15 protein-coding genes are annotated in these 18,933 nt (G+C 57.2%); 11 read left to right on the top strand and 4 right to left on the bottom strand.

All coding sequences use genetic code 11. The features are described 5' to 3' along the window. Nucleotides 1-38 precede the first annotated feature (38 nt). The 11 genes from C6A40_RS09625 (at nucleotide 39) to C6A40_RS09575 (ending at nucleotide 12,185) form a co-directional block, all read left to right on the top strand. The gene (locus C6A40_RS09625) at nucleotides 39-1,313 is read left to right on the top strand and encodes an MFS transporter (protein ID WP_223825748.1); all 1,275 of its coding nucleotides are present in this window, start codon (nucleotides 39-41) and stop codon (nucleotides 1,311-1,313) included. A 71-nt stretch (nucleotides 1,314-1,384) separates the two neighbouring features. Continuing rightward, nucleotides 1,385-2,248 carry a fumarylacetoacetate hydrolase family protein gene (locus C6A40_RS09620; RefSeq protein WP_045333873.1) on the top strand — a complete coding sequence of 288 codons (864 nt, stop codon included), beginning with the start codon at nucleotides 1,385-1,387 and terminating at the stop codon, nucleotides 2,246-2,248. 18 nt (nucleotides 2,249-2,266) lie between these two features. Continuing rightward, a complete protein-coding gene (citC, locus tag C6A40_RS09615) occupies nucleotides 2,267-3,334 on the top strand; it encodes a [citrate (pro-3S)-lyase] ligase (RefSeq protein WP_045333871.1) in 1,068 nt (355 codons plus the stop codon). A 24-nt stretch (nucleotides 3,335-3,358) separates the two neighbouring features. Further along, the gene (gene citD / locus C6A40_RS09610) at nucleotides 3,359-3,649 is read left to right on the top strand and encodes a citrate lyase acyl carrier protein (protein WP_045333869.1); all 291 of its coding nucleotides are present in this window, start codon (nucleotides 3,359-3,361) and stop codon (nucleotides 3,647-3,649) included. Then, nucleotides 3,649-4,524: a citrate (pro-3S)-lyase subunit beta gene (gene citE, locus C6A40_RS09605; RefSeq protein ID WP_045333867.1), complete on the top strand. Its 876-nt coding sequence runs from the start codon at nucleotides 3,649-3,651 to the stop codon at nucleotides 4,522-4,524. The genes citD and citE overlap by 1 nt, the downstream gene beginning before the upstream one ends. 31 nt (nucleotides 4,525-4,555) lie before the next feature. Further along, the gene (citF, locus tag C6A40_RS09600) at nucleotides 4,556-6,076 is read left to right on the top strand and encodes a citrate lyase subunit alpha (protein ID WP_023616933.1); all 1,521 of its coding nucleotides are present in this window, start codon (nucleotides 4,556-4,558) and stop codon (nucleotides 6,074-6,076) included. 5 nt (nucleotides 6,077-6,081) lie between these two features. Then, nucleotides 6,082-6,621, top strand: coding sequence for a citrate lyase holo-[acyl-carrier protein] synthase (citX, locus tag C6A40_RS09595; protein WP_045333865.1), 540 nt, complete (start codon nucleotides 6,082-6,084; stop codon nucleotides 6,619-6,621). Beyond that, complete coding sequence (gene citG, locus C6A40_RS09590; protein WP_025910943.1) at nucleotides 6,596-7,471, top strand: triphosphoribosyl-dephospho-CoA synthase CitG; 876 nt, start codon at nucleotides 6,596-6,598, stop codon at nucleotides 7,469-7,471. The genes citX and citG overlap by 26 nt, the downstream gene beginning before the upstream one ends. Nucleotides 7,472-7,488: 17 nt before the next feature. Continuing rightward, nucleotides 7,489-8,037: an RBBP9/YdeN family alpha/beta hydrolase gene (locus C6A40_RS09585; RefSeq protein WP_045333863.1), complete on the top strand. Its 549-nt coding sequence runs from the start codon at nucleotides 7,489-7,491 to the stop codon at nucleotides 8,035-8,037. A 17-nt stretch (nucleotides 8,038-8,054) separates the two neighbouring features. Beyond that, nucleotides 8,055-10,649 (top strand): bifunctional aconitate hydratase 2/2-methylisocitrate dehydratase, encoded by a 2,595-nt coding sequence (acnB, locus tag C6A40_RS09580; RefSeq protein WP_114191271.1) that lies wholly within the window; start codon nucleotides 8,055-8,057, stop codon nucleotides 10,647-10,649. A 96-nt stretch (nucleotides 10,650-10,745) separates the two neighbouring features. Beyond that, on the top strand, nucleotides 10,746-12,185 hold the full coding sequence (locus tag C6A40_RS09575; protein WP_032651969.1) for an anion permease: 1,440 nt from the start codon (nucleotides 10,746-10,748) through the stop codon (nucleotides 12,183-12,185). 81 nt (nucleotides 12,186-12,266) lie between these two features. On the opposite strand, the gene narI is transcribed toward C6A40_RS09575, so the two are convergent. Genes narI through C6A40_RS09555 form a run of 4 tightly spaced genes read right to left on the bottom strand, consistent with a single transcriptional unit; the run spans nucleotide 12,267 to nucleotide 18,920 of the window. Beyond that, nucleotides 12,267-12,947 carry a respiratory nitrate reductase subunit gamma gene (gene narI, locus C6A40_RS09570; protein WP_014883923.1) on the bottom strand — a complete coding sequence of 227 codons (681 nt, stop codon included), beginning with the start codon at nucleotides 12,945-12,947 and terminating at the stop codon, nucleotides 12,267-12,269. Beyond that, nucleotides 12,944-13,639 carry a nitrate reductase molybdenum cofactor assembly chaperone gene (narW, locus tag C6A40_RS09565; RefSeq protein ID WP_045333854.1) on the bottom strand — a complete coding sequence of 232 codons (696 nt, stop codon included), beginning with the start codon at nucleotides 13,637-13,639 and terminating at the stop codon, nucleotides 12,944-12,946. The genes narI and narW overlap by 4 nt, the downstream gene beginning before the upstream one ends. Beyond that, nucleotides 13,639-15,183: a nitrate reductase subunit beta gene (gene narH, locus C6A40_RS09560; RefSeq protein ID WP_008501747.1), complete on the bottom strand. Its 1,545-nt coding sequence runs from the start codon at nucleotides 15,181-15,183 to the stop codon at nucleotides 13,639-13,641. The genes narW and narH overlap by 1 nt, the downstream gene beginning before the upstream one ends. Further along, nucleotides 15,180-18,920, bottom strand: a complete 3,741-nt coding sequence (locus C6A40_RS09555) for a nitrate reductase subunit alpha (RefSeq protein WP_045333851.1) — start codon at nucleotides 18,918-18,920, stop codon at nucleotides 15,180-15,182. Before C6A40_RS09555 ends, narH begins: the two co-directional genes overlap by 4 nt. Between the last annotated feature and the right edge of the window lie 13 nt (nucleotides 18,921-18,933).

Raw genomic sequence — 18,933 nt, 5'->3', positions numbered from 1 at the left:
CCAAACTTAGAAACATACCTGTCTTAAACAATTACATTCTGTACCTTAACTATAATACTGAGGTTATTATGGCGTTCACGCATGCTAACAATACCCTGAAAGCGCCCGATCCTGTAAAAGCCAGCGCGCATATTCGCGTAATTCTGGCACTCGCATTATCCGGGCTTGCAGAACTTGCTTCTCTGTTTTTTATTCAGCCACTGCTTCCAACGCTGGCCGTGGAATATAATGTTCCGGTCAGCCAGGTGAGTATTATCTTATCCGCAGAAACGGCCTTGCTGGCAATTGGGTTGCTGTTTACCGGGACGTTATCCGATCATTATGGCAGGAAGCGGTTAATTATCGTCTCCCTCCTGCTGGGCGGCATTCTGACGCTGCTCTGCCCGCTGGTAGAATCCTGGGCGATGCTGGTGGCGCTGCGTGCGGTGATTGGTCTGGCGCTGAGCGGCATCGCGGCGGCAGCAACCGCCTACATCAGTGAGGAGGTCGCACCGGTGGCAGCTGGCATCGTGACGGGCTATTTTGTCTTCGGTAACTCGATGGGCGGCATGTCCGGCCGTATTGTTGCCAGCCAGCTGATCGACCACGTTTCCATTAATGTCATCTTTTACGGCTTTGCCGTCAGCCTGATTGCGGTTGCTATTCTGGTGAAATTCCTGCTGCCAGAATCCAAAAATTTTACCCCTACCCAGAACCTGAACGTGATGCGAATGGTGAAAGGGGCAGCATCGCATTTCAAAAATAAAAATCTGGCGCTGGCGTTTGTCATCAGCTTTATTATCTTCGGCGCATTTACCTCACTGTATAACTATCTGGCCTTCTTCCTGAAAGGTGAACCGTTCCATATTTCACCGGCAAATGCAGGCCTGCTCTCCTTTAGCTTCGCCCTGAGTTTCTTTACGGCACCGCAGGCAGGCCGCTTATCGGCAAAATATGGCGCAATGAAAGTCCTGCGCGTGTTGTTCTTAATTATGGCGTTCGGCATGCTGCTGACGCTCACGTCGAACGTTGTCACCTTTATTGTTGGCGCAGTGATTTTTACCGGCTGTTTCTTCGGCTGCCATTCTATCGGCTTAAGCTGGGTCAGTAAAAATGCCACGCATGCAAGAGGTCAGGCCGTCGCGCTCTATTTATTCTTCTACTACATGGGCGGTTCGGTGATTGGTTTTATCAACGGTTTTGTCTTCCATTCAATGGGCTGGCAGGGAATGACCGGATTTATTCTGGCATTACTTGGCGTTGGCGTAGTCGTGGCTACGTATCTGGCATCTGGTAATAAGCAGGTTCTGGTTCCAGCGCAGTCAGCCGAGTAAGTAGCATGACAATGTGTTCACGCTTCGATGCGTGAACACAGAATGAGCACGTATATCAATCAGGTATTATTATGAAACTAGCAAGTTATATTCATCAGGGCCGTAAAAGCTACGGAATGTATACTGAGTCGGGCTTTATCGACCTGGGTAATAAAATTGGCCATCAATATGCGACACTGAAAGATCTCCTTCAATGGGATGCGATTGATGTCGCCAGACAATATATCGATTGCCCGGTGGATATTAGGCCTGAAGACGTGACCTTTTTGCCCGTTATAGAAGCGCCCGGAAAAATTTTCTGCGTTGGCATGAATTACGCTGAAAAAAGAAAAGAGTTTGCCGAGACCAATAATGCCCCCACGCTGTTTATCCGTTTTCCTGATTCGCAAACCGGGCATGCGCGGCCGGTGATAAAACCGGTTCTCTCCAGCGAGTTCGATTATGAAGGCGAGCTGGCCGTTATTATCGGTAAACCCGGTAGCCAAATTGGCGTCAGTAACGCGCTCAGCCACGTCGCGGGATACAGCTGCTACATGGACGGCTCCGTGCGCGACTGGCAGCACGCCTGGTTCACCGCCGGTAAAAACTGGACGCAAACCGGCGCCTTCGGCCCCTACATGACCACGGCGGACGAGATCCCCGATCCTCACGCCCTGACCATTCACACCTGGCTGAACGGCATGCTGGTTCAGGATGACTCCACAGGCAGCATGATCCACAAAGTGGCGGATCTTATCGCCTACATCAGTACGTTCACCTCTCTTAGCGCCGGCGACGTCATTATTACCGGTTCGCCAGGCGGCGTCGGCAAAAAGCGCAATCCACCTCTGTTTCTGCACGACGGCGATCGCGTTGAAGTGGAGATCGAAAACGTTGGCCGGCTGGTCAATACCATTGTGGAAGCCCAGCCGCAGCCACAAGCGTTAGCTGTCTAAACGCTCAGGAGAGAGAAGATGTACACCGCCAGAACACCCGAGTTTGAGGTTATTAACGCCGGTAACGCCCAGTCCCGGGAAGAGGTTGTCCGCTTCCTGTCCCGCAACGGTTTAGGTATTGATGACGATATTGCGCAATTTATTGTTGCCCGCTATCAGCGCCATCTTGTCGCCTGCACCGGCATTGCGGGTAACACGTTGAAGTGCATCGCAGTGGATGCCGGGTGGCGGGGCACGTCGTTAATCCTGACGTTAATCCATGAGGCCGAACTTCAGGCGGCACAGAACGGTGAACATCAACTCTTTCTCTTTACCTGTCCGGATAACGTGAAGTCATTTCGCGGATGCGGGTTTTATCCGCTGGTGACGGTCGAGAACCGTGCGTCATTAATGGAGAATACGCCGGTGGGTATTCATCGTTATTGCAGCCAGCTGCGCCGCCATCATTTCGCGCCGGGGAAAAATATTGGCGCGATTGTGATGAACGCCAATCCGTTCACCCTCGGCCACCAATATCTTATCGAGCATGCGGCGAGCCGGTGCGACGCGTTACATGTTTTCGTGGTCCAGGAAGATGTCTCGGCATTTTCGTTTAAAGAACGGTTCGCGATGGTCAGGGACGGATCGCAGCACCTGCCGAATGTCACCGTTCATCCGGGGTCGGCGTATATTATTTCGCGCGGGACATTCCCGAGCTATTTCCTGAAAGATAAGCAGGTCATCGATAAAACCTACGCGGCAATTGACCTCATGCTGTTCAGAAATTACATCGCCCCCGCGTTGAATATTAACCATCGTTTCGTGGGTACCGAGCCGTTCTGTCCGTTAACCGCCGAATATAACCGGGCGATGCACCGCTGGCTGGAAGAAGAGACGAGCACAGCGGCCCGTATTAGCGTACACGAAATAGAAAGAAGAACGGATGGTAATAATGTGCCGGTATCGGCTTCAGCCGTTCGTCGTTTATTAAAAGAAAACAACATCGCTGCCGCCAGCCGCATGGTGCCTGCCACCACGCGCGCGTTTCTGAATAACGGAATACAGCATCAGCCCTGTTTATCCGAGCCGCTGACGGCAGCGGTTTAAGTGCATTATCACAGGAAAATGAATATGAAAATTGTGCAAGCCGCGATGGCGGGAACGCTGGAGTCCAGCGACCTCATGGTTAAGGTCAGTCCCGTCGAGAGCGGGCTGGACGTGGTCATCCAGAGCGAAGTGTATAAGCAATTCGGCGACCGAATTGCAGAGGTGGTCCATGAAACCCTGGCTGCGTTCAACATCGAACAGGGGCAGATCATTATTGATGATAAAGGCGCGCTGGACTGCGTGATCCGCGCCCGCGTGCAGGCTGCACTGCTCAGAGGGACAGCCCGGGAAGACATTGCATGGGAAACGTTATAATGAAAAAGTTACGTCGCAGTATGTTATTTATTCCCGGTTCAAGTGCTGCCATGTTGTCGACGGCATTTATCTATAAACCAGACTCCATTATGTTTGACCTGGAAGATGCCGTTGCGCTGAAAGAAAAAGACAGCGCGCGTCTTCTGGTATTTCACGCGCTGCAACACCCGATGTACAACGATATTGAAACCGTTGTCAGAATTAACCCGCTTAATACCCCTTTTGGTTTAAAGGATCTGGAAGCCGCCGTCAGGGCAGGGGCGGATGTTATTCGTCTGCCGAAAACCGACACACCGGAAGATATTTATCAGCTCGAACGTGAAATCGTCCGCATTGAAGAAAGCTGCGGGCGTCCTGTTGGCTCAACGAAATTAATGGCGGCAATCGAATCCGCCGTCGGCGTCATTAATGCCGTTGCCATTGCGAAATCCTCCGACCGTTTAATGGGGATTGCGCTCGCCGCCTTTGACTACGTGATGGATATGCAAACCGAGCGGGGCGACGGAACAGAGCTGTTTTATGCGCGGTGCGCGGTATTACATGCCGCGCGCGGGGCAGGGATCGACGCTTTCGACGTGGTCTACGCCGATGTCAATGACGAGGCCGGTTTCCTGAAAGAAGTGGATCTCATCCGCCGGATGGGTTTCAACGGAAAATCGCTGATTAATCCGCGACAAATTGAAATTCTTCACAACGCCTACGCGCCCACGCAGGAAGAAGTGGATTACGCCCAGCGCGTGATTGCTGCCGCAGAAGAGGGCGAACGCAACGGACTCGGGGTGATCTCGCTGAACGGCAAAATGATCGACGCGCCGATTATCAACCATGCCCGGGTTGTTATCGAACGCAAAAATGCCTCTGGCATTCGTCAGTAATCACCTTTTTTCGCAAGCGACAGGATGAATAATGAAAAATCTCACAGAAACCCTGCACCACATTCCCGGCACGCGTCGTGAATACGTCGCCTTCAGCGGCGCTAACGCGACGACGCCGTATCTTTCTGATACACAGCAAAAATATCAGCGCAAACTTTTTGCCAGCGTGGACGAGGTACTGGACCGTTGCGATTTGCATGACGGCATGACCGTCTCCTTCCATCACGCGTTCCGCGAAGGCGACAAGGTGATCAACTATGTGATGGATAAGCTGGCTCAGCGCGGTCTGAAAGGGATCACGCTCGCGTCCAGCTCGTTAATGTCGTGCAATGCCCCGCTTATTGAACATATTCGCAGTGGCGTGATTGGCAAAATCTACACCTCCGGCATGCGTGGCGAGCTGGCGGATGCGATTTCACACGGGCTGATGGATGAGCCGGTACAGATCCACTCCCACGGCGGGCGGGTGAACCTGATTCAGAAGGGTGAAATTGCCATTGATGTCGCCTTTCTGGCGGTGTCCTGCAGCGATGAATATGGCAATGCCAGCGGCAACGGCGGCACATCGCAGTGCGGCTCGCTCGGTTACGCTATGGTCGACGCGCAATATGCCAAAAAGGTGGTCTTGCTCACCGAAACCCTGAAGCCGTTCCCCAACCTGCCGGCCAGTATCGTTCAGGACCGGGTTGACTATGTGGTGCAGATTGAGAGCGTCGGCGACCCGGCAAAAATCAGCGTCGGCGCCGCCAGGGTGACCAGTAATCCACGTGAACTAATGATTGCCCGCTCTGCTGCCGACGTTATCGAACACTCTGGCTACTTCCGCAACGGCTTTTCCATTCAGACCGGTTCAGGTGCGGCGTCCACCGCCTGTACGCGGTTTATGGAGGCCCGTATGCGTAAACACAATATTGTCGCCCGTTTTGCGCTCGGCGGGATCACCGGCAGCATTGTCGATCTGCATCAAAAGGGGCTCATTGAAAAGATCCTCGATACGCAAAGCTTTGACGGTGCTGCGGCCGCTTCCATGACCGTCAATCCTGGCCATGTGGAAATCTCCACCAACGTGTATGCGAACCCGGCTGCAAAAGCCGCCTGCTGCGACAGGGTGGACGTGGTTATCCTCAGCGCGCTGGAGGTGGACACCCGGTTCAACGTCAACGTGCTGACCGGTTCCGACGGGGTGATGCGCGGCGCGTCGGGCGGGCATTGCGACGTCGCCGCGGCGGCAAATCTCACCATCGTGGTTGCCCCGCTGATCCGCAGCCGAATTCCTACCGTTGTCAGGCAGGTCACCACCCTGGTGACGCCGGGCGAAAGCATTGACGTTCTGGTTACCGATCACGGTATTGCCGTTAACCCGGCGCGCCCGGAGATCCGCGAACGCCTGATTCACGCGGGGCTGGCCGTCGTCGACATTGAGGCGCTGTATCAGAAGGCGTTGCTCATCTCGGGTGAGCCTAAGCCGGTGGCGTTTACCGACCGGATCGTTGGCGTGGTGCGCTACCGCGACGGCAGCGTGATTGATGTGGTTCACCAGGTGAAGGAGTGATCCCCATGACGGATAACGCATCGAACGCCCCTGTTTCGCTGGAACAGGTTCTGACATCAAAAGAGCAGCGCGCACGCCGACAGCAGGCGTGGCTGTTTCAGTCGGATCATACCGTGGTATCCGTCACGCTGGTCTGGCCGGGGGCGGTGAAGGATACCGGTCTGGCCCGACGAGTGATGGCCGTTGCGAATGAGGCGCTCGGAGAGCTATTCCGCACGCATCAGTGGACGGTCTGTCGCCAGCACACTCTGCAGCCGGTCACCGGGCCGGAAGCGCTCTGGTCGGTGGCGGCCCCGGCCTGGATGATCAAGCACGTCACCGCGCATCTCGAAGATAACCATCCTCTGGGACGCCTGTGGGATATCGACGTGCTGTGTCCGAAAACGGGACTGCTGAAAAGAAGCGCCATCCAGCAACCGATGCGCAGATGCTTTATCTGTCATGAACCTGCTCACGTTTGTTCCCGCATGCGACGTCATTCGCTGGCCGAGCTCATGCGCGTAATCGAGGCGTTAACCGATGACTACTTCGCTTGCCAGATGTAATGCGCCAGACGTTCAGCACCCCTTCGCGGAGCTGGCGGCCGAGGCCCTGTACCGTGAAATTCGCTTGACCCCGAAACCGGGTCTGGTAGATCGCGTCAACAGCGGGGCGCATCGCGATATGAATTACGCGCTGTTTATGGCCAGTATCGCGGCCATTGCCCCGTGGTTCACCGCGTTCTTTAACGTCGGCAGGGAGACGGCCCGTCTTGCCGGGCCGCAAACGCTGCGGGCAATAAGGCCGGTCGGTCTGGCCTGCGAACAGGCGATGTTCAACGCCACCGGCGGGGTGAACACCCATAAAGGCGGCATCTTCTCTCTGGGGCTGTTGTGTGCCGCGGCAGGGCGTCTGACGCAAAGGCAGGAAAGCCTCACGCAGCGCAGCCTGTGCGATGAGAGCAGGGCGATTTGCGCTGGCATCGTTGATCGGGAGCTGAAAAATCGCGGCGTGGCGAAAACGAAGGGCGAGCAGCAGTTCCAGGCATACGGTTTAACCGGTGCCCGAGGGGAAGCTGAAAGCGGTTTTGCCACCGTCCGCCACGCCGGGCTACCTCACTTTGAAATGGCACTGCGCCAGGGAGCCTCTGAGGATGACGCGTTACTGAGAATGTTGCTCGGGCTGATGGCGGCGAATCCGGATACCAATCTTGTTTCACGGGGGGGAATAAAAGGGCTGAATTATGCCAGACGCTATTCCAGACGAATTTTAGCGGTGAAACATCTGACGCCGGAGAAACGCGTTAACGCCTTAACCAATATGGACGTTCAGTTTATTCGCCGGAATTTAAGCCCGGGCGGGAGCGCAGATCTTATCGCCGTCGGATGGTTATTGTCGCAGTTTCCGTGCGAATAATCGAAAAGGAAAACGTCATGATTGAACAACGCCTCAAGCAGCTCAGTAGCGTCTATACCGTGGTTCTTGTGCCGGGTCTGAGAGACAGCGATGAACATCACTGGCAAAGCTGCTGGGGGCGACGTTTTCCTTTCTGGAAGCGAATTCAGCAGAAAAACTGGTTCGAGCCCGATATTGAAAACTGGGTCTCCGCCATTACCCGCGAGCTGGCAGCGTGTCAGCTGCCCGCCATCCTCATCGGCCATAGCTTTGGCGCGCTGGCGTCATGCCGGCTGCTGCAAACGCGGCGGGTAAACGTCGCCGGGGTGGTGATGGTCGCACCGGCAGAGCCCGCGTTTTTCGGCCTTGAAGAGGCCATTCAGCCTGCGCCATTACCGGTTCCCTGCCTGATGTTTGCCAGCAGAAACGATCCCCTGATGCGCTTCTCCCGCGCGCAGTTCTGGGCTGCCTGTTGGAAGGGGCAGTTAATCGATATCGGCGAGGCCGGACATATTAATGCCGAATCTGGCCACGGTGAATGGCCTTACGGACTCGAACGGCTAACAGAATTTTGTGAACAACTTTAGCTTTAACAGGAGAACCTATGTTAGATGATTACACTCAGCACCGGAAAGCCCGCCAGGAGGCGGGTATTCCGGCGAAACCGTTAACAGCGGAACAGACAGCGGCGCTGATCCAGCGTTTACTTCACGATGCGCCGACACATCACCCGCAATTAATTGATTTATTAACCCACTGCGTCCCACCGGGAGTCGATCCTGCGGCACAGTTAAAAGCTGAATTTTTATTTAAGGTGGCTTTGCAGGACTACCGTGTTAACGGCCTCTCTCATGAAGCGGCCACCACGCTGCTGGGTACCATGCAGGGCGGCTATAATGTCCAGCCGTTGATTGCGCTTCTTGATCATCCGGATCTGGCACCGCTGGCCGCACAGCAGCTCTCTTCGACCATCCTCATTTTTGACAAATTCAGCCAGCTTGAAACCAAAGCGATGGCCGGTAACGTCCATGCGAAAGCGGTGCTTCACGCGTGGGCGAATGCCGAATGGTTTACCCGCCGCCCGGCGATGGCTGAAAAAATCACCCTGAAGGTGTTTAAGGTGCCCGGCGAAACCAATACCGACGATTTGTCTCCGGCACCGGAGGCGTGGTCACGCCCGGATATTCCACTGCATGCGCTCTCCATGCTCAGTAACGCCCGGGAAGGGGTTGAGCCGGATGAGCCCGGCGCGCGCGGGCCGCTGCGCCAGCTGGCAGAATTAAAAGCGGCTGGCTGGCCGCTGGTCTATGTTGGTGACGTTGTGGGAACGGGATCGTCACGTAAATCCGCCACCAACTCCATCTTATGGCACATCGGGAACGATATTCCTTTCGTGCCGAATAAACGCAACGGCGGGTTTGTGTTTGGCGGCAAGATTGCCCCCATTTTCTTTAATACGCTCGAAGATTCCGGTGCCTTGCCGGTAGAGATGGATGTTTCCACGCTGACGACCGGGATGCTGATCGATCTTTATCCCCGGAAAGGCGAAATTCGTGAGACCGAAAGCCAGCGTCTGGTGACGACCTTTACGCTTAAAACCGAGGTGCTGCTGGATGAAGTGCGTGCCGGCGGGCGGATCCCGTTGATTATCGGACGCAGCCTGACGGCGAAAGCGCGGGAATCGCTGAAGCTCGCGCCTTCAGATGTCTTCCGTAAGCCTGCGGCGCCTGCGTCTTCCACCGCCGGTTTTACGCTGGCCCAGAAGATGGTTGGTAAAGCCTGCGGCGTCGCGGGGATCCGTCCCGGGCAGTATTGCGAGCCAAAGATTTCGACAGTCGGTTCACAGGATACCACCGGCGGGATGACGCGTGATGAGCTGACCGATCTGGCGTGCCTGACGTTTTCAGCCGATCTGGTGATGCAGTCTTTTTGCCACACCTCTGCGTATCCAAAGCCGGTGGATGTTCGGCTGCATGAAACGCTGCCGCAGTTTATCACCCGTCGTAACGGGGTCGCGCTGAAACCGGGGGACGGCATTATCCACTCCTGGCTTAACCGCATGCTGCTGCCAGATACGGTGGGCACCGGTGCCGACTCCCATACCCGCTTCCCGCTGGGGATCTCCTTCCCGGGCGGCTCCGGACTGGTGGCGTTCGCCGCGGCAACGGGCATTATGCCGCTGGATATGCCGGAATCGGTGCTGGTTCGCTTTACGGGCGAGATGCAGAAAGGGATCACCCTGCGCGACCTGGTTCACGCCATTCCGCTCTACGCCAGAAAGCAGGGCCTGTTGACGGTCGAGAAAAAGAATAAGCGCAATATTTTCTCGGGCCGGATCATTGAAATTGAAGGGCTGGAAACACTGAGTGCAGAGCAGGCGTTTGAGCTGGCTGACGCCTCCGCTGAACGGTCTGCTGCCGCTTGCGTGATGCGCCTGTCGGAGGACAAGGTCGCACAATACCTGCGTTCCAACGCGGCCCTGCTGCGCTGGATGGTTAAGCAGGGATATGAGAACGCCGACACGCTTGAACGACGCATCGCTGAAATCGAGGCGTGGCTGGCTAACCCGTCGCTGCTTTCGGCCGATCCTGATGCGGAATATGCCGCAGTCATTGAGATTGATCTCAATGAAATCACCGAACCGGTGGTCTGCGCGCCAAACGATCCGGATGATGCTCGCTTACTTTCTGAGGTGGCCAACACGCCGATAGAGGAGGTCTTTATTGGCTCCTGCATGACCAACATCGGTCATTTCCGCGCTGCGGGTGAAATCCTGGCCGATGCCGGTGAAAGCCAGGCGCGGCTGTGGATCGCGCCTCCGACCAAAATGGATGCCCGGCAGCTTTCCCGTGAGGGCTATTTTAGCCAGTTTATAAAGTCGGGAGCGCGAATCGAGCCCGCGGGCTGCTCCCTCTGCATGGGGAACCAGGCGAGGGTGCGCGAAGGGAGCCACGTGGTATCGACGTCAACCCGAAATTTCCCGCATCGTCTGGGAACGAATGCCAGCGTTTTCCTTGCCTCGGCAGAATTAAGCAGCGTCGCGGCCATCCTGGGTAAAATGCCCACCGTTGACGAGTATTTTCGCTATACCGATAAACTTCACGGCGCGCATGAAAATATCTATCGTTATCTCAGTTTTGACACCCTGACCGAATATCAAATCACAGAAGGTGATAATATTCCGGTTGTTAGCGTGTAGTTTCTTATTATTTATTTAGCAAATGTATTTATCCGGCAGAGGCGTCTCTCAGGAGAATCCTCTGCCATTCAGGGACCCTTTTCTCATGGGTGAGATATGCTTAAATCCAATGTTTTAAAAACAATCTTACTTGCCGTAATAATATTATTATCAATATTTATCCCTCCGCCTGATGGATTAACCAAAGAGGCGTGGATACTGGCAGGAATATATTTATCCGCTATCGTTGGCCTGGTCATTAAACCTTATCCCGAACCCGTCATCATGCTCGTCGCGGTCGCGTTAACCTGTTTTACCGTGACAAAATTCCCGGATTCACCCGTCAAATCAATGGATGTGCTGAGCGGATACGCTTCCGGCACCACCTGGCTGGTGTTCAGCGCCTTTACGCTTAGCGCGGCGTTTGTCACCACCGGTCTGGGGAAACGGCTTGCCTACTGGTTTATCCTCAAATTTGGCAGCACGACGCTTAGACTGGGCTATGTAACCGCCTTGCTGGATTTGGTACTGGCACCTGCCACTCCCTCAAATACCGCGCGGGCAGGTGGGGTGGTTTTCCCTATTATTAACAGTATCGCGACCGTATTGGGGTCAACACCACAAGAGTCACCGCGCAAGGCAGGACGTTATTTAATGGTCAATGTCTATATGGTCACTAAAACGACCAGCTATATGTTTTTAACGGGCTTTGCCGGGAACGCGTTAGCGCTTCAGCTCATTTCAGATATTTTCCATATTCATATTAGCTGGATCGGCTGGATGCTGGCGGGCGCCCCGCTGGGGTTATTGATGCTGTGTATCATTCCCTATATTTGCTACCGGGTTGCTTCCCCGGAAATTAAACATATTGATAATGTCGCAATTGCGACCAACGGTCTGCAAAGCCTCGGGGCAATGAGCATCAAAGAGAAAGGGCTGGTGGTGATTTTTATCGCCGCGTTACTCGGTTGGATCTTCTCTCGTCACCTTGGGCTAAATGAATCCGCCGTCGCCATTATCGCGATGGGGGCAGCGCTGCTGTTTAATATTATCGGCTGGAGCGATGTTCAAAAAAATAAGGGCGGCTGGAATACCCTGATGTGGTACGGGGGCATCATCGGTCTGAGCGCCACCCTGAGCAAGGAGGGATTTTTCCGCTGGCTGGCTGATTTCCTCTCTGCTCATCTGGATTTTCTCAGCGCCGGTAATATGACCATCGTGATTATCGTGTTTCTCAGCGTCCTGGTTCGCTATTTCTTTGCCTCCGGCGGGGCATACGTCGCGGCCATGGTGCCGGTGTTTGCCACCGTAGGTCTCGTCACCGGAACGGCGCCCGTCCTGCTGGCGCTTGCCATTCTGTTTTCCAACTCGTATGGCGGCTGTATCACGCACTATGGCGGCGCGGCAGGACCCATTATCTTCGCCTCGGGGTATAACGATATTAAGTCATGGTGGACGATTGGCACCGTCGTGGCGCTATGCACGTTTCTGATCCACATGTTCCTCGGCATTCCGTGGTGGGGTTTCCTGATGCAGCACGGTATGCTGCAGTATTAATCGCCCGGTGGCGTCTACACCTGACCGGGCCTACATGCGTGTGAACGTAGGTCGGGTAAGGCGTAGCCGCCACCCGACAAATCAACGGCGCGATCTCACCACCTGATACCGCCGCGTAAAGTACTCAAACGGCGCGCTCCACACGTGCACCAGGCGGGTGAAGGGGAAGATGAGGAAGATCGTCATCCCCAGCACCAGATGCACGCGGAAGATCGGCGCCACGCCGCTCAGCATTTCTGATGAACCGCCCTTAAACGTCACAATCCCCTGCGCCCAGCCCACCAGCTTCATCATCTCGCTTCCGTCAGGATATTGCGCGGAGAAAGGAATGGTCGATAGCCCCAGAATGCACTGTATCAGCAGGATACTCATAATGATGATATCCGGCGTGGTGGAGGTGGCACGCACCCGCTGGTTGAACAAGCGGCGAATCAGCAGCATCGACCCGCCGATCAGCGTCAGCACGCCGCAAATTCCGCCCGCAATCATGGCCAACTGCTGCTTAACCGCGACGGGTAAAAACCAGGCGTACATCCAGTGCGGGGTTAACATGCCGAACAGGTGCCCGAAGAAGATCCCCAGAATCCCGATATGAAACAGGTTAGAGGCCCAGTTCATCCCGCGCTTGCTGAGCATCTGGCTTGACGAGGCGCGCCAGGTGTACTGTCCGTAGTCGTAGCGCAACCAGCTACCGAGGAAAAACACGGTGGCGCAGATGTACGGATAAATGTCATAGAAAAACACGTTCAGGTAGTGTGTCATTTTGGGCCTCCGGCGCTGACGTCCACGTACTGCGGCGCGACGTCCTGGCTAAAGCGTCGTTGATATTGCTGCATCGGCGAGCTGTCGCACGATGTGGCGTTGTCTTCGATAAACTTCACCTGTTCCTCTTCCCACACGGCGTCCAGCGCCTGACGGGTATCATCCCGTTTTTCACCGGACACCTGTTTCGCCACGCTGTCGCTGGAAAGCCGCGTTCCCGCCAGCGCCAGCAGGGCGTCAAACAGCTGATAGTGCGCCACGCCGCGCTGCTTCAGGCGGCCGCCGATCAGCGCCAGAATTGGTGCGACGTTTTGCAGCCCGTCACGCGCTTCGTCATCGGATACGATGCTCAGGTATTCCAGGTAGAGCGGCAGGTAGTCCGGCAGCTCGCGGCAGTCCAGCTCAAGACCCGCTTTCTCATACTGGCTCATCAGGTCGACCATCGCCTGGCCGCGATCGCGGGACTCGGCGTGAACGTGCTCGAACAGCAGCAGCGACGTCGCGCGACCGCGCTCAAACACTTCGCACCATTCGGCCTGTTTATCCAGCAGCGGGGCGCTCAGGTGCTGGCTGGCAAACGGCAGCAGCATGGGCGCGTCCTGCGCAATTAACGAAAGCGCTTCATCACGGTTTTCCCACAGGGTCTCATCGGGATACTCGATCAGCAGCGCGATGATTTTGAGGATCTGCATTACTCTCCCTCCCCGTGTTCGCGCACCTCGGTGATGTTAATTGCATCAATGCGGCTGCTGTTGAAGAGGTTGAATTTCGTATCGGAGCCGTGGCAGCCGTCGCCGAAGGTGAAGCCGCAGCCGTTTTTCTCCGGGAAGGCGTCGCGCGCCATTTCGCGGTGGCTGGTCGGGATCACGAAGCGGTCTTCGTAGTTGGCAATCGCCAGATAGCGGTACATCTCCTCAACCTGCGCTTCGGTCAGGCCGACCTCTTCAATGGCGCGGGTATCGGTCACGCCTTCCACGGTCTGGGAACGCTTGTAGTGACGCATTGCCATCATGCGCTTCAGCGCGCGCAGCACCGGGCCGGTATCGCCCGCGCTGAGCATGTTCGCCAGATACTGCACCGGAATGCGCAGGCTTTCGACTGCGGGAAGAACGCCGTCGCTCTGCGGCAGGCCGCCGGCGTCCGCGTAGGACTGGATCGGCGACAGCGGCGGCACGTACCAGACCATCGGCAGGGTGCGGTATTCCGGGTGCAGCGGCAGGGCCAGCTTCCAGTCCATCGCCATTTTGTAGACCGGGGAACGCTGGGCGGCGTCAATCACGTTCTGCGGAATACCCTGCTTCAGCGCTTCCTCAATCACCGCCGGATCGTTCGGGTTGAGGAACACGTCGCACTGGCGCTCGTACAGATCGGTTTCATGCTCGGTGCTGGCCGCCTCTTCAATACGGTCCGCGTCATACAGCAGCACGCCGAGGTAGCGGATGCGCCCGACGCAGGTTTCCGAGCAGACGGTCGGCTGGCCGGACTCAATGCGCGGGTAGCAGAAGATGCATTTTTCAGACTTGCCGCTCTTCCAGTTGAAGTAGATTTTCTTGTACGGACAGCCGCTGATGCACAGGCGCCAGCCGCGGCATTTGTCCTGGTCGATCAGCACAATGCCGTCCTCTTCGCGCTTGTAGATCGCGCCGCTCGGGCAGGTGGCGACGCAGCTCGGGTTGAGACAGTGCTCGCACAGGCGCGGCAGGTACATCATGAAGGTGTTTTCGAACTGGCCGTACATCTCCTTCTGGATCTTCTGGAAGTTGCGGTCGCGGGCACGTTTTTCGAACTCGCCCCCCAGCAGCTCCTCCCAGTTGGGGCCCCAGACGATTTTGTCCATGCGCTTGCCGTCAATCAGCGAGCGCGGGCGGGCGGTAGGGAGGTGATCCCCCTCCGGGGCGCGGTGCAGATCCTGATAGTCAAAGGTGAAGGGTTCGTAATAATCGTCAATCTGCGGCAGAACGGGGTTGGCGAAAATCTTCGACAGCACGCCCATTTTGCCGCCGAGGCGTGGGGTCAGCTTGCCGTGAATGCCCCGGATCCAGCCGCCTTGCCACTCCTCCTGATCCTCCCAGTTTTTCGGGTAGCCGATCCCCGGTTTGGTCTCCACGTTGTTGAACCACGCATATTCCATCCCTTCGCGCCCGGTCCAGACGTTCTTGCAGGTGACCGAGCAGGTGTGGCAGCCAATGCATTTATCGAGATTCAGAACCATGCCAACCTGTGAGCGTATTTTCATTTTTTCGCCTCCTGGACCTGATCCCGACCTTCGCCGTCCAGCCAGTTAATGTTTTTCATTTTGCGGATCATGATGAACTCGTCGCGGTTGGAGCCGACGGTGCCGTAATAGTTGAAGCTGTACGCCAGCTGGGCGTAGCCGCCGATCATATGCGTCGGTTTCGGGCAGACGCGGGTGACAGAGTTGTGGATCCCGCCGCGCCGTCCGGTCACCTCTGAGCCCGGAATGTTCAGGATGCGCTCCTGAGCGTGGTACATCATGGTCATGCCCGGCGGCACGCGCTGGCTGACTACCGCGCGGGCGGTGAGGGCGCCGTTGGCGTTGAAGGCCTCGATCCAGTCGTTGTCCTCAATGCCCAGCTCGCGGGCGTCGGTTTCGCTGATCCAGACAATCGGCCCGCCGCGCGAGAGGGTCTGCATCAGCAGGTTTTCGCTGTAGGTGGAGTGAATGCCCCATTTCTGGTGCGGCGTGAGGAAATTGAGCGCTTTTTCCGGGAAGCCGTTCGGCGGGATCTCGCGCATATGGGTGACGCTGCGGGTGTCAATCGGTGGACGATAGGCCACCAGGCTCTCTCCGAACGCGCGCATCCAGGGATGATCCTGATACAGCTGCTGGCGGCCAGACAGCGTGCGCCACGGGATCAGCTCGTGAACGTTGGTATAGCCCGCGTTATACGACACGTGCTCGCTCTCCAGGCCGGACCAGGTCGGGCTGGAGATGATTTTACGCGGCTGCGCCTGGATATCGCGGAAGCGGATCTTCTCATCTTCCTTGTTCAGCGCCAGATGGGTGTGATCGCGCCCGGTCAGCTCGCCGAGCGCTTCCCAGGCCTTCACCGCCACCTGGCCGTTGGTTTCTGGCGCAAGGGCGAGGATCACCTCTGAAGCGTCAATGGCAGTTTCAATGCGCGGGCGGCCTTTCGCCGGGCCGTCGAGCTTGACGTAGTTGAGCTTGCCGAGGAAATCGACCTCGCTCTGCGTGTTCCACGATATGCCTTTCCCGCCGTTGCCGAGCTTATCCATCAGCGGGCCGAGGGCGGTGAAGCGTTCGTACGTTTCCGGGTAGTTCCGCTCGACGACCGCGATGTTCGGCGCCGTTTTACCGGGGATCAGATCGCATTCCCCTTTGCGCCAGTCCTGTATGTCAAACGGCTGCGACAGCTCCGCGGGGGAGTCGTGCTGTAGCGGCTGTAGCACCACGTCCGTTTCGGTGCCGAGATGCCCGACGCAGACCTCGGAGAAGACGTTGGCGATGCCCTTGTAGATCTCCCAGTCGCTGCGGGACTCCCACGCCGGGTCGACGGCGGCCGAGAGCGGGTGAATAAACGGATGCATGTCCGAGGTATTCATATCGTCTTTTTCATACCAGGTGGCGGTCGGCAGGACGATATCCGAGAACAGGCAGGTGCTGGACATGCGGAAGTCGAGCGTCACCAGCAGGTCGAGCTTGCCCTCAATGGCGGCGGTCTGCCACTCCACTTCCTCAGGCTTCACGTCGTCGGTTGAGCCTAAATCCTCGCCCTGAATCCCGCTCTCGGTGCCGAGCAGGTATTTTAGCATGTACTCGTGGCCTTTCCCGGACGAGCCGAGCAGGTTAGAGCGCCAGACGAACAGGTTGCGCGGATGGTTCTTGCCGCTGTCCGGCTGCTCGCAGGCGAAGCGGATATCGCCCGATTTTAACGCCTGAACGGTGTACTCCTGCGGCGTGATGCCCGCCGCGTCCGCGCGGGCCTTGATGTGCAACGGGTTGAGGTTGAGCTGCGGCGCCGACGGCAGCCAGCCCATGCGCTCGGCGCGGACGTTGAAATCAATCAGGTGGCCGGTGAACCTCGAGGCGTCCGCCAGCGGGGAGAGCAGCTCCTGCGCGGTCAGCTTCTCGTAGCGCCACTGGCTGGCGTGGTTGTAGAAGAAGGAGGTGCTGTTCATCTGGCGCGGCGGACGGTTCCAGTCCAGCGCGAAGGCCAGCGGCAGCCAGCCGGTTTGCGGGCGCAGCTTCTCCTGGCCGACATAGTGCGACCAGCCGCCGCCGCTCTGCCCGACGCAGCCACAGAAGACCAGCATGTTGATCATCCCGCGGTAGTTCATGTCCATGTGGTACCAGTGGTTCACCCCTGCACCGAGAATGATCATCGACCGGCCGTGGGTTTTGTGCGCCGTGTCGGCAAACTCGCGGGCGATTTTTTCAATCAGCCGGGCGGGCACGCCGGTGATCTGCTCGCCCCAGGCGGGGGTATAGGCTTTGACCTGGTCATAGCTCTCTGCGGCGTTGCTGTCCTCCAGACCGCGATCGAGACCGTAGTTCGCCAGCACCAGATCGTAAACGCTGACTACCCGTTTCTCGCTGCCGTCGGCGAGGGTCAGGGTTTTGCTCGGCACGCGGCGCGTCAGCACCGGCTCCTGCTTCACGCTGCGGAAATGCGGGTTCTCGTTGCCGCCAAAGTAGGGGAAGGCGACGTCCGCCACGCTGTCGTGGGTAATGAGCAGCGACAGCGTCAGTTCGGTGTCGTGGCCCGCAGCCTGTGGCTCCAGGTTCCATTTGCCTTTTTCTCCCCAGCGAAAGCCGATGGAGCCGTTTGGCACCACCAGGTTTCCGGCTACGTCAAAGGCGACGGTCTTCCATTCAGGGTTATTGGCTTCCCCCAGCCCGTCGACAAGGTCCGAGGCGCGCAGCATACGTCCCGGCACCACGCGACCGTCAGCCTGCTCGTCCAGCAGCACCAGCATCGGCATGTCGGTGTAGCGGCGGCAGTAGTTGAGGAAGTAATCGCTCGGGTTATCGAGGTGAAATTCTTTGAGGATCACGTGGCCCATCGCCATGGCGAGGGCGCTGTCGGTGCCCTGTTTGGGGGCCAGCCACTGGTCGCTCAGCTTCGCGACTTCCGAGAAGTCCGGCGTGATGGCGACGGTTTTGGTGCCCTTGTAGCGCACCTCGGTGAAGAAATGGGCGTCCGGAGTACGCGTCTGCGGCACGTTCGAGCCCCAGGCAATGATATAGCTGGAGTTGTACCAGTCGGCGGACTCCGGCACGTCGGTCTGCTCGCCCCAGGTCATCGGCGACGCAGGCGGCAGGTCGCAGTACCAGTCGTAGAAGCTCAGGCAGGTACCGCCCAGCAGGGAAAGATAGCGCGTACCGGCGGCGTAGGAGACCATCGACATCGCCGGAATAGGGGAAAAACCGGCCACGCGGTCCGGGCCGTAGTTTTTGATGGTCCAGACGTTGGCGGCGGCAATCAGCTGGTTCAGCTCCTTCCAGTTCGAGCGGATAAACCCGCCTTTACCCCGCGCCTTCCTGTAGCTTTGCGCCTTTTGCGGATCGCTCTGGACGGCGTCCCAGGCCAGCACCGGATCGGTATGCTGCGCCAGCGCCTCGCGCCAGAGCTCAATCAGCCTGCGGCGCACCAGCGGGTATTTAAGACGGTTGGCGCTATAGAGATACCACGAGTAGCTCGCCCCGCGCGGGCAGCCGCGCGGTTCGTGGTTGGGCAGGTCAGGGCGGGTGCGCGGATAGTCGGTCTGCTGGGTTTCCCAGGTCACGAGGCCGTTTTTGACATAAATCTTCCAGCTGCAGGAGCCGGTACAGTTCACGCCGTGGGTGGAGCGCACGATCTTGTCGAACTGCCAGCGCTGACGGTAGCCGTCCTCCCAGTCGCGGTTGGTGTTATATACCTGCCCGTGCCCGTTGGCGAAGCTGTCCCCCTTTGTTTTGAAATAACGAAAGCGATCCAACAGTTTGCTCATGACATTTCTCCTG

The organism is Enterobacter sp. GER_MD16_1505_Eko_090, assembly GCF_003331015.1.
Classification (GTDB): Bacteria; Pseudomonadota; Gammaproteobacteria; order Enterobacterales; family Enterobacteriaceae; genus Enterobacter; species Enterobacter roggenkampii.
This window is presented reverse-complemented; position numbering and strand designations above follow the sequence as displayed.